Source organism: Trinickia sp. (assembly GCF_035492435.1).
Lineage (GTDB): Bacteria > Pseudomonadota > Gammaproteobacteria > Burkholderiales > Burkholderiaceae > Trinickia.
Map to the genome: position 1 here is coordinate 1 of NZ_DATJJF010000214.1, position 11,492 is coordinate 11,492.

Consider the following 11,492-nt stretch of genomic DNA (forward strand, 5'->3'; position numbering starts at 1 on the left):
ATGCGCGCCGCAAGCTCTGCACGCATGCCGGCGTCGCCGCGCCAGAAGCGGCGCACGCAGTCGCGGAACTTGTCATTCCACTCGGCGAAGCCGGGCGGGTGGTGGCCGAGCTGATAGCCGCCAGGGCCTACATCCCACGGCTCGGAAATCAGCTTTCGTCGCGAAAGATCGGGATCCTGGCGAATCGCATCGAAGAAGCCCGATCCTGGATCGAACCCGGTGCCCTCGCGCCCGAGCGTGGCGCCGAGGTCGAACCGGAACCCGTCGACGTGATAGGCGTTCGACCAGTAACGCAGCGAATCCATGACCATCTGCAACACGCGGGGATGCGAAAGGTTAAGCGTGTTGCCGCAGCCGGTATCGTTGATGCAATGACGCTCGTCGCCCGGTACGAGGCGGTAATAGCTTGCGTTGTCCAGGCCGCGCCAGGAGACGGTTGGCCCCAGCTCGTTGCCTTCGCAGGTGTGGTTGTAGACGACATCCAGGATGACTTCGATGCCGGCCGCATGCAGTTGTCGCACGGCAACGCGCAGTTCGGTGAGGCGCCGAGTCGATAGATAGCCAGGATGCGGCGCGAAAAAGGCCGCCGGGTTGTAGCCCCAGTAGTTCGTGAGATGACGCTCGACCAGAAAGCGCTCGTCGAGGAATGCGTGAACCGGCAGCAGCTCGATAGCGGTGATGCCTAGCCGGCACAGGTGATCGAGGAAGCGCGAGGAGCCTAGCGCCGCGAAGGTGCCGCGTTCATGCGGGCGTAAGTCCGGATTCGTCATCGAGACCCCTTTGACGTGCGCTTCGTAGATGACAGTCTCGCTCCATGGCACCTCGGGGCGCACATCGCGCGACCAATCGAAGGCCTCGTCGATGACGACGCACTTGGGCATGGCGGGTGCCGAGTCTCGCCGGTCGAAGGATAGGTCCAAGCGGTTCGAATGAACGCGATAAGCGAACATCGCATCGGATCGTCGGAACAAGCCCGTCAGCTTCTTGCCATAAGGGTCCAGCAGCAGCTTATACGGATTGAAACGATGGCCGTCGTGCGGCCGATACGGCCCATAGGCGCGATAGCCGTAGACGGTGCCTGGGTGCGCTCCGGGCAGATAGCCGTGCCAGACCTCGTCAGTGCATTCGGGCAGGGGCAAGCGTGCCAACTCCCTGTGGCCAGTGGAATCGAAGAGGCAGAGCTCGATCTTTTCGGCATTCGCCGAAAACACGGCAAAGTTGACACCGAGCCCGTCCCACGTAGACCCCAGCGGATACGGTGTACCGGCTTCCAGTCGATCGGGTCGCGCGTTCGCCATGCCCGTTGTCCCCTTGTCATTTGTCGATCGAATCGATCAAATGGGCGTTGCGGCACGGCACGCGCGTCTCAAGGCGCGCGCAGCACAATCGTCGCGAGCGGCGGCAGCGTCAAGAGCGCGGAAAACGGCTTACCGTGGCTTGCGACACTTTCGGTTACGATCGCGCCCCCGTTGCCGAGATTCGAGCCGCCGTAAGCGCTCGCGTCAGTATTGAGCACTTCGGTCCAGCCACCCGCGAGAGGCAGGCCGATGCGATAACCGCGGCGCGGTACCGGCGTGAAATTGCAGACGACGGCCATTTCCTGGCCGCTGCCGGCGCAGCGCCGGTAGGCGAAAACGCTGTTGGCGCTATCGTCGCCAACGAGCCATTCGAAACCGCCGGGCTCGGCATCGAGGGCATGAAGCGCCGGCTCGTTCGTATAGAGACGATTGAGATCGCGCACGAGCAACTGCATGCCACGATGCAGGGAATCATCGAGCAGGTGCCAACTCGGCGAAGCATCGTGGTCGAACTCCGCCTCCTGCGCGAATTCGCCTCCCATGAAGAGCAGCTTCTTGCCGGGATGAGTCCACATGAATCCCAGGTAGGCGCGCAGGTTCGCGAAGCGCTGCCAGCGGTCGCCCCGCATTTTGCCGAAGAGCGATCCTTTGCCATGCACAACCTCGTCATGCGAAAGCGGCAGCACGAACCGCTCAGCGTACGCGTAGACCAGGCCGAACGTCATGTTGTGATGGTGGAAGCGGCGGTAGACGGGATCCTCGCGCATGAAATGGAGCGTATCGTGCATCCACCCCATGTTCCATTTGTAGTTGAAACCGAGCCCCCCATCCTCGACGCGTGCGGTAACGCCGGGCCACGCTGTCGATTCTTCGGCGATGGTGATGGCACCCGGCATACCCGGCGCATGCGCGACTTCATGGTTGACGCGTCGGAGAAAGGCGATCGACTCCAGATTTTCTCGGCCGCCGTAAATGTTCGGTACCCACTCGCCGGCCGCGCGTGAGTAGTCGCGATAGAGCATCGACGCAACGGCATCGACGCGCAGACCGTCAACGTGATAGCGCAGAATCCATGCGAGCGCAGAGGCGATCAGAAACGCGCTAACCTCGTTGCGCCCGAGGTTGTAGATCAGCGTATTCCAATCCTGGTGATAGCCCTCGCGGGGATCTGCGTGCTCGTAAAGCGGCATGCCATCGAATGCGATGAGGCCGTGCGCGTCGTTTGGAAAATGCGCGCTTACCCAGTCGATGATGACGCCGAGCCCCGCCTCATGCGCGCGATTGACGAACTCGGCAAAGCCCTCGGGCGGCCCATAGCGAGCCGATGGCGCGAACGGCGACAGCGGCTGGTAGCCCCAGGAGCCGCCGAACGGGTGCTCGGCAATCGGCAGGAACTCGACATGCGTGAAGCCCATGCCGAGCACATAAGGAATCAGCCGGTCAGCAAGCTCGCGCCAAGTCAGGTTGCGTCGGCCTTCCTCCTCGATGCGCAGCCACGATTGCGCCTGCACTTCGTAAATGCTGATCGGCGCATGCGGCGAGTGCAGCGCTGAGCGTCTTGTTATCCACTCGCCGTCGCTCCACGGGAAGTGCTCGATACGCTCGACATCGGTGACGATCGACGCCGTCGCCGGCGTGTGCTCGGTCTGCATTGCGCAGGGGTCAGCCTTGAGCGGTAACGTATGACCGTCGAAACCGATGATCTCGAATTTGTAGCGCGAACCGACGGCAAGCCGCGGGACAAAGAGCTCCCAGACGCCCGCTTCGTGACGCAGGCGCATCGGATGCCGGCGGCCGTCCCATACGTTGAAGTCGCCGACCACCGACACGCGGCGCGCGTTCGGTGCCCATACGGCGAAGCGCACGCCGGGGATGCCATCGAGTGATGAGGGGCGTGCGCCAAGGCATTCCATGACCGCGTACGGATCGGATCGTACAAGGCGATACAGCGCAGCTTCGTCGAGCACAGGGCCAAATGAATAGGTGTCCTCAATAACCTGCTCGACGCCGTGCCAGTCGATGCGCAGCCGATAAGGCGCGGCCCGCTCGACGAAGCCGGCATAAAGCCCTGCCGGATGGATCAACGTCAGCCGGCCCAGCACGCTACCCCTCTCGCGTTCGATGACGGATACCGCCGATGCGCCCGGCAACATCGCGCGCACGATGTGGCCGTGCGTCGTCCGATGCAGGCCAAGTTTCGAGAATGGATCGGGATGGCGCGCGTCAACGAGCGCCTGCACGTCGAGCGCATCGAGCCCGATGGCGGGATCACGCTCGACGACCGAATGTAGGTGTGTGGACTGTTCGTGCATGGCGGCGACCGAAAGAGATCACGACGTGGGCGTGGGTGCGTCGCCGCGACTGTCGCCGTCGCCGTTGCCGTTCGCGGGAGGGCTGCCGTCGACGCGCTCGCCGCTGCTCTCTCCCGGCGGCGGCGAGCCGATCAGGCGGTCCGCCAACTTCGCGAGGCCGCGCGTGGGCAGGCCTAGCCACGTTGGTCGGTTCGCGGCTTCGTAGCAGACCTCGTAAGCGGCCTTCTCGATCAAGAAGATGTCGAGCAAGGCGGCTTCGTCTTGCGCCGAGACGATGGGTCTTGCCGCATGGCTCACCGCTTCACGATAGCCGGCGAGGAAGCTCTCCTCGCCGCGCTCGCGGAATCGCTGAAACAGCGTACGTTTGCGATCCGCCGCTGCATGCGGCAGGTTTTCAAGCGTTGGCTGCGCGGCCGCGCTGACATAGGCGAGCGAGCGCAACAGGCCGGCAACGTCGACGAGCGGGCTGCGTTTCATGCGTCTTTCTTCGAGTGAGCGTGCGGGCTCCCCTTCGAAGTCGATCAAAAAGACGTCGGCTTGGGCGACCAGAACCTGGCCAAGGTGGAAGTCACCATGCACTCGGATGCACAAAGCGTCGAGTTCGAGCGGCACATGTCCTTCGATCGCTAGCATGAGGCGTTCGCGCATGGCGGTGAGGCTTTGCGCCGCCGCGCGGGCGTCGTCTGACAAATAATCGTCGGGCTTGGAGAGATGCGCGCTGAGCACGTCCAGCGCGCTTGCTACCATCGATTGCACGCCGTCAATCCAACCGCGTACGTCGTCGGGCGTGGCTGCTTCCGGCGTGAACGCGGGGTCGTCGCTGGGCTCGGCCAATGCCACATGGAGTTCGCCGAGTCGGCGGCCGATCATGCTCACGAGCGCGCAATAGGCTTCTATGTCCTCGGGCTGAGGCTCATCCGTCTCCGAGGCGAGCGCCTGGTCCTCGATGACACGCCGCAGGTAATCGAGCCCCCAGTTCCATGCGTCGCCCTGATTGTCGATGAAGCCTTGCAGGATGGCCAGGGTATGCGACACGCCCGCGGGATCGACACGCACGACCTCACCATAGAGTGGCGCAGTGTTGGCGTAGCCGACCTCGGTAAGATGGCGGCTCATTTCTGCTTCAGGATGCATGCCGCCCGCGACGCGCCGCACGAGCTTGAGCACGGCCCGCTCCCCGACCACCAGCGAGCTGTTTGTTTGTTCGGCCGCAATCCAACGAACCTCGGACGTGTCGTCGAGATCGTCGAGTTCAGGTAGGCGCGTTGTCGGAACAAAGCAGATCTCGCTCTTTTGCACTGTCGGCACCACAACGCGCTCGCGCAGATTTTTCAGCACACCGTGAGCGAAGAGCGGCAGCGCGAATGCGTCGGTCAGATGCCCGACCATGCGCCCGCGACGTACGCGGGCGAGGGCGAGCTGCATAAAGAGCGGAACGGTTGTGTCGGAGCCCCAGGAAATCGCGAGCGGGAGCACGTAGCGCTCGGTGCGCTTGCCGACGTCGGCTTCGATCTCGGTGAACGAGAACCCGGCATCGGGGATGGTCGTCAGCGCGGCCAGCCTGACGGCGTGGAGCTTTTCGTCCTTCGAGGCGAACCAGCGACGCCGGATCAAATACGACGGCAGAACCTCCGATTCGAGCAAACGCACGTTCTCAGGCGTGGCACCCGTCTGCGAGGCGCGGATGACGACGGTTACGAATTCGGGCAGTTGCTCCGAGCCGGGCTGGCTCCACGTGGGCCGGTCATCGCGCGTGCACAGCACAAACCAGAGAAAGCCATAGGGTGGGAACGTCAGCAGGTAGCTCAGCTGGCCGATGGCAGGGAAGACCGAGTCGGCCGTCATCTCCACGGGCACGCGACCCGCGAACTCCTGCAAGTCGAGTTCAACCGCCTGCGGCGCTCGCGAGAGATTGGCAACGCACAGAATTGGCGGTTCGCCCTCGATCTCGCGCAAATAGGCGAGGATCTTGCGGTTCGAGGGGCGCAAAAAGCGGATGCTGCCGCGCCCGAAGGTGTGCGTCGAGCGGCGCGTGGCGAGCATGCGGCGCGTCCAGTTGAGCAGCGAATGCGGATCGCGCGTCTGCGCTTCGACATTGATGGCATCGAACCCGTAAAGCGAGCCCATGAGCGGCGGCAAGACGAGCTGCTCCGGATCGGCGCGCGAAAAGCCTCCGTTGCGGTCGGACGACCACTGCATCGGCGTGCGCACGCCGTCGCGATCGCCGAGATGGATGTTGTCTCCCATTCCAAGCTCGTCGCCGTAGTAGATGACGGGCGTGCCCGGCATCGAGAGCAGCAACGAGTTGATCAGTTCGACGCGGCGCCGGTCGCGCTCCATCAGCGGCGCGAGGCGCCGGCGGATGCCGAGATTGAGGCGCGCACGGCGGTCGCTCGCGTAGGTGTTCCAAAGATAATCGCGCTCGGAGTCCGTCACCATCTCGAGCGTCAGCTCGTCATGGTTGCGCAGGAAGATGGCCCACTGGCAGCTTGGAGGAAGCTCCGGTGTCTGCTTCATGATGTCGGTGATCGGGAAGCGGTCTTCACTGGCAATGGCCATATAGATGCGTGGCATAAGCGGGAAATGGAACGCCATATGGCATTCGTCTTCGTCGCCGAAATACTCCTGCACGTCTTCGGGCCATTGATTGGCTTCCGCGAGCAGCATGCGGTTGGGATAAGCAGCATCGATCGCCGCACGGATCTGCTTCAGAATCGCGTGCGTTTCCGGCAGGTTTTCGTTGCTCGTGCCTTCGCGCTCGACGAGGTACGGCACGGCGTCGAGCCTCAGCCCGTCGATGCCCATGTCGAGCCAAAAGCGCATGATGCCCAGCACTTCGCGCAAAACAGAGGGGTTGTCGAAGTTGAGATCCGGTTGATGCGAATAGAAGCGATGCCAGTAGTAGGCGTTGGCGACAGGATCGTGCGTCCAGTTCGAAGGCTCGGCATCGATAAATATGATGCGTGTACCGTCGTACTTTTTGTCGGTGTCCGACCACACGTAGTAGTTGCGATGATTCGATCCTGGCTTGGCGCGCCGTGCGCGCTGAAACCACGGATGCTGGTCTGAGGTGTGATTGATGACAAGCTCGGCGACGACGCGAAGGCCCCGCGCGTGCGCTTCCTGAATGAAGCGGCGAACGTCGGAGAGTGAGCCGTAGTCAGGGTGCACGTTGCGGTAGTCGGCGATGTCATAGCCATCGTCGCGGCGCGGCGAAGGATAGAACGGCAGCAGCCAGACTGTATCCACGCCGAGCTCGGCGATGTAGTCGAGCTTCGCAATGAGGCCCGCGAAATCGCCGACGCCGTCGCGGTTCGAGTCGAAAAACGACTTCACATGCACTTGATAGATTACGGCGTCCTTATACCAAAGCGGATCGTCCGACAGCAACGATGGCTTGACGCGCCGGCCGCTGCGTGTGCGCTGCGCGGCGGTTGCGGCCCTCCCGTCCTCGGCTTCTCTCTCATCGACGGTCGATGCCGCATGCCGAGGCGTCGAACCGCCGTTCAGAGGCTCGTCACGCTTCATGGTGTATCTCCCCCTTCGCCGATTGCCGAACGCTCACGCTGAACGCACGCTCGTCGCGCGGGAATCCCGCAGTCGGTGCAATGCGCCAGATCGCGAACGGCAGCGCGTCTGGCTCGATGCGAATAGGCTGCCGGCGCCCGCGCCATTGGAAGCACGCGCCGCTGACGAGCTCGGTGACGGCGAGCGCGTCCGATTCCTTCACGCGCCAGTGCTCGAGCGTCTGCCAGGGCAGCTCGATATCGGCCTCCTGCGGCTCGAACGGGTCCAGGCTGATCGCGACGAGGATCACGTTGTCGCGTGCGGCCGTTGCCTTCTCGAAGAATAGGATGCGTTCGTTGTGCGCGGGCAGGAAGGTGACATTGAGGTGCGTGTGCAGCGCCGGGTTCATGCGACGAATCCGATTTAACGCCGCGATGACGTCGACGATATTGCCAGGCCGGTCCCAGTCCCACGCGCGCAGTTGGTACTTTTCGGAATCGAGATATTCCTCGCTGTGGGGCAGCGCTTTGGCTTCACACAGCTCGAATCCCGAATACATGCCCCAAAGCCCAGAGAGCGTCGCGGCCAGCGCCGCTCGAATCATGAAGCCGGCACGGCCCGATGATTGCAGATGACGCGGGTTGATATCGGGCGTGTTGACGAAAAACTGCGGACGGAAATACTCGCGCACGTCCGTCTGGGTCAGCTCGGTCAGATAGTCGACAAAGTCGCGTTTCGATTCGCGCCACGTGAAGTAGGTATAGGACTGAGAAAAGCCGATTTTGGCGAGGCGGTACATCAGACGCGGCCGCGTGAATGCTTCGGAGAGAAAAATGATGTCGGGGCGACGCGAGCGAATGTCGGCGATCATCCATTCCCAGAACGGCAGCGGTTTCGTGTGAGGATTGTCGACGCGGAAAATCCGTACGCCTGAGTCGACCCAGAAGCGGATGACGTCGCGCAGCGCGAGCCAGAGCGCGGGCTTTGCGTCGTAGGCATAAAACTCGGGATTGACGATGTCCTGATACTTCTTCGGCGGATTCTCGGCATAGCGCAGCGTCCCATCGGGACGCCAGGCGAACCATGACGCGTGCTCGGTGAGCCACGGATGATCGGGCGCGCATTGAATCGCGAAATCGAGGGCAATCTCGAGGCCGAGCGCCTGCGCGGCAGCCAGCATCCGCTTGAAATCATCGAATGTGCCGAGGTCCGGATGAAGCGCGGTGTGTCCTCCCTCGTCGCTGCCGATCGCATAGGGGCTGCCAACGTCCCCGGGCTGGGCGATGAGCGTGTTGTTGCGGCCCTTGCGGTTGACCTTGCCGATCGGATGGATCGGCGGGAAATAGAGCACGTCGAAGCCCAGGTCGCGAATTCGGGGCAGCTTCGCGATGACGTCGTCGAAGGTGCCATGCCGCGTGGGGTCGTCGCTCATCGAGCGAGGAAAGATCTCGTACCAGCTCGCAAAACGTGCGGCGCTGCGCTCGGCATCGATGCGGTAGGTCGTGATGTCGCGTGACAGGAACGGGCGGTGGCGGGCTGACGCCACGGCCTCGCTCGTCTGCGGCGCGAGGATGAGGTCGAGCCTCGCTGCCGGCGGAACGTGCGCAAACTGGGTGGCAATGTGCCTCAACTGTTCGACGGTTGGGTGCAGCGCTTCATGTGTTCCATGTGCGTTGTGCTCGGGCGTCATCGCTTGGTGCGCGCCCGTCGTGTCAGCGGTGTCGGCTGTCTCGGCTTCCGCTAATATGCGTGCGAGGAGGTGGCGCGCTTCTTCGAGTTCGAGATCGACGGCCTGATTCGCGTTCAGCTTCTTGCGGATGTGATCGACTAGCGAAGCAAAGTCGTCGCGCCATGCGATCACCGTAAATTCGTAGCGCCCGATGCGAGTCAGCCAGATGCGCGCGTGCCACAGATCGAGTCCGGCAGGCTGCGCAGGCGTCATCGGCGTTTCGCGCCATGCTATTTCGTCGGCCGCGCGCCAGATAACGGCGGCAGCGATCTTGTCGTGGCCCTCGCCGAAGATCGCCGCGCTCACTTCGACCTCTTCTCCCACAATGCGCTTGACGACGAAACGTCCTCCGTCGACGCACGGCGAGACACGCTCGATTGCAAGACGGGGGGCGGCCGTAGCCTGGGCGACGGCTGCGGCCTCGGCGCGTTTCGACGCGTAGGGAATCGTGACGCAAGGTGTTGCGCTTGCGCGGAAAAGGTGGGATTCGCCGGGGCCGAGCACAAACGCTTCGAGCGGTTCTGACGGTATCGTGCACGCGCTCGCGAGCGGCTTCACTGCGGTGAAGCCGCCCGGTACACCGTCGAGAAACCGCGCAGGTTCGACGAAAGCCGGCGTGCTCAGTTCGGCGTTCGCGATGAAGAGCGCAGCTTCACGCGTATTGCGCAAGTCCGGTCGAGCGCCGCGCAAAAGGATGGCGACGTCCGCGCCGGCGGGCGAGAGCGCACGCAGTTCCCCAACGGATTGCAAGAGCGGGGTACGTTGCTGCAATGCATTGGCCTGCGCGACGTCGACACTCAAATCGAACTGCGCAGCGGCGCAGGACGAGCGATAGCGCTCGGCACTGCCGGCTCGATAGGAGAGCGGCTCAGCGACGCCGTACTCGAAGCCCATCGGCATGAGCCATCCCGTACCCAGCGCAACGGCGGCCGCCATGGCGCGTCGATACGCGCGCTCAATGACGATGGCGTCGTTCGCCGATGCGAAATCGGCGGCGAGCCGCGGGCCATAAGGCGCATCGGGAAATGCGATCGGCGCGCCCACGCGAACGAGTGCAGCGTGTTCGTCGACGAGCCAGTCTGCCCGGAAGTCCCACCAGCGCAGCGACGAAAAGACACTGTCGAAGCCGACGCCCGCGAGTTGCGCGAGATCGCTGCGCGAAAGACCCGGCGTTGCGGCCAGAAAGCGCGCATCGGGATGACGCGTGCGCACGGCCGCGCAGAACTCGCGCCAGATACCGACGGGCACGCGATGCGGCGAATCGAAGCAAAAACCGGCGATACCGGCTTGCACGAGGGCGATCAGCCGCTCACTCCACCATGCGCCGAGTTGCGCGGAAGCCACCGGGTCGTCGAAATTGGCGTAGACGGCGTTGTCGTTGCTGCGTGCGTGGCGCGGGTCGGGCAGCGCTTCGCCGGGCTCGAGCAGGCGGAACCAGTGCGAATGTGCGTGAAACAGCGCGCCGTCGGCCGCAGCACGATCGATCACAATCTCGATGAGCAATGCCAAGCCGCGCGTGCGTGCCGCGTCAGCAAGCCTATGCAGCGCCTCATCGACGTCGGTATCGGTCTTCAGTGCCGGATGAAGTCGGCAATAATCGGCAACCAACTGCAGATGACCGGCCCTGCCCGGCGCAAAAGGCGAGCCGATCAGGACATGGTCGAAGCCGAGGGCGGCGGCGTGGTCCAAGTGAGCGGCCCAGGTCTCGAGCGGCCCGGCCAAAAGGGGATGAATGAAATAGATCCGCGGCGCATAGGCTTGACTTCGTTCCATCGGTCGGTCCTAGTGTCGGACGGCGATGTGAATGCACGCGAGGCGCGCGAAACGCATCGCCTTGCAAGCAATGCTTCATAGCGCTGCATCATTGTCGCGACAGATAATCGGTGACGCACGGTTCGTCTGGCCGCGCGACGCGCTTCGGGCGCGAGGAACACGCAAGCACATTACATGCCGTGCCACACGTTGGCGATGCGGATCGATGGCTGACAGATCGCGTGAAAGCGCGGTTAAATAAATACGAGTGAATGCGCGCACGTTAATGAGCGCCGACCGGTTTTTGTTACGCGCAGTGTCACATCGATGATGTAAGTTTGACATTGCTTGGTCGATTTTTACAGCCCGTCGCTTTTGCGAAGTCGGTCGTGCGCGACGCTATTATTGCGCTATGGAAACGACATCTCCGTATTTTCCCGTTGTCTGCCGGCACGCTGTGAACGCGGGTGGGCGCGATTTCGTCGTTGGCGATCTGCACGGCTGCGTCGACGCGCTCCGGTATTTGCTGCGTGAAATCGAGTTTGACAGCACCCGAGACCGTCTTTTCTCGGTGGGCGATCTCATCGATCGGGGGGCTAGATCGGAAGAGGCTTTGGCGCTCCTCGACAAGCCCTGGTTCTATCCGGTACTTGGCAATCACGAGGAAGCGCTATGTCTGGCTGCGGAGGGGGGGATGCGCCGCAGTTGGTGGTATGGAATCGGTGGTGAATGGGCCGAAACGCTATCGGACGAAACGTTGATGCAATACGCACGCCGCCTGCGGACGTTGCCGCTTGCGCGGGTTGTGGGCGAGGGGGCGCGGCGATTTAACGTCGTGCACGCGGAGTTTTTTGGCGATGATGCCAAGCTCGACGCCGGAGTCTTCACGGATGG

General features: G+C 63.0%; 5 protein-coding genes. 1 reads left to right on the forward strand and 4 read right to left on the reverse strand.

All coding sequences use genetic code 11. The annotated features are described in order from the left end of the window. The 4 genes from glgX to VL598_RS15470 form a co-directional block, all read right to left on the reverse strand. Positions 1-1,298: glycogen debranching protein GlgX (gene glgX, locus VL598_RS15455; protein WP_325327604.1), on the reverse strand; the 1,298-nt coding region annotated here is incomplete at its 3' end. Positions 1,299-1,366: 68 nt separating this feature from the next. Beyond that, positions 1,367-3,610, reverse strand: coding sequence for a 1,4-alpha-glucan branching protein GlgB (gene glgB / locus VL598_RS15460; protein WP_325327605.1), 2,244 nt, complete (start codon positions 3,608-3,610; stop codon positions 1,367-1,369). An 18-nt stretch (positions 3,611-3,628) separates the two neighbouring features. Further along, a complete protein-coding gene (treS, locus tag VL598_RS15465) occupies positions 3,629-7,138 on the reverse strand; it encodes a maltose alpha-D-glucosyltransferase (RefSeq protein ID WP_325327606.1) in 3,510 nt (1,169 codons plus the stop codon). Next, positions 7,128-10,619, reverse strand: a complete 3,492-nt coding sequence (locus VL598_RS15470) for a maltotransferase domain-containing protein (protein WP_325327607.1) — start codon at positions 10,617-10,619, stop codon at positions 7,128-7,130. The genes treS and VL598_RS15470 overlap by 11 nt, the downstream gene beginning before the upstream one ends. A 391-nt stretch (positions 10,620-11,010) precedes the next feature. Between VL598_RS15470 and VL598_RS15475 the strand changes: the two genes are divergently transcribed. Next, positions 11,011-11,492 (forward strand): metallophosphoesterase (locus VL598_RS15475; protein WP_325327608.1); only part of this gene is annotated, 482 nt, incomplete at its 3' end.

Coding starts and splice junctions, on each gene's coding strand:
- glgB (WP_325327605.1), bottom strand. CDS start 3,610: ATGCACGAACAGTCCACACACCTACATTCGGTCGTCGAGCGTGATCCC.
- treS (WP_325327606.1), bottom strand. CDS start 7,138: ATGAAGCGTGACGAGCCTCTGAACGGCGGTTCGACGCCTCGGCATGCG.
- VL598_RS15470 (WP_325327607.1), bottom strand. CDS start 10,619: ATGGAACGAAGTCAAGCCTATGCGCCGCGGATCTATTTCATTCATCCC.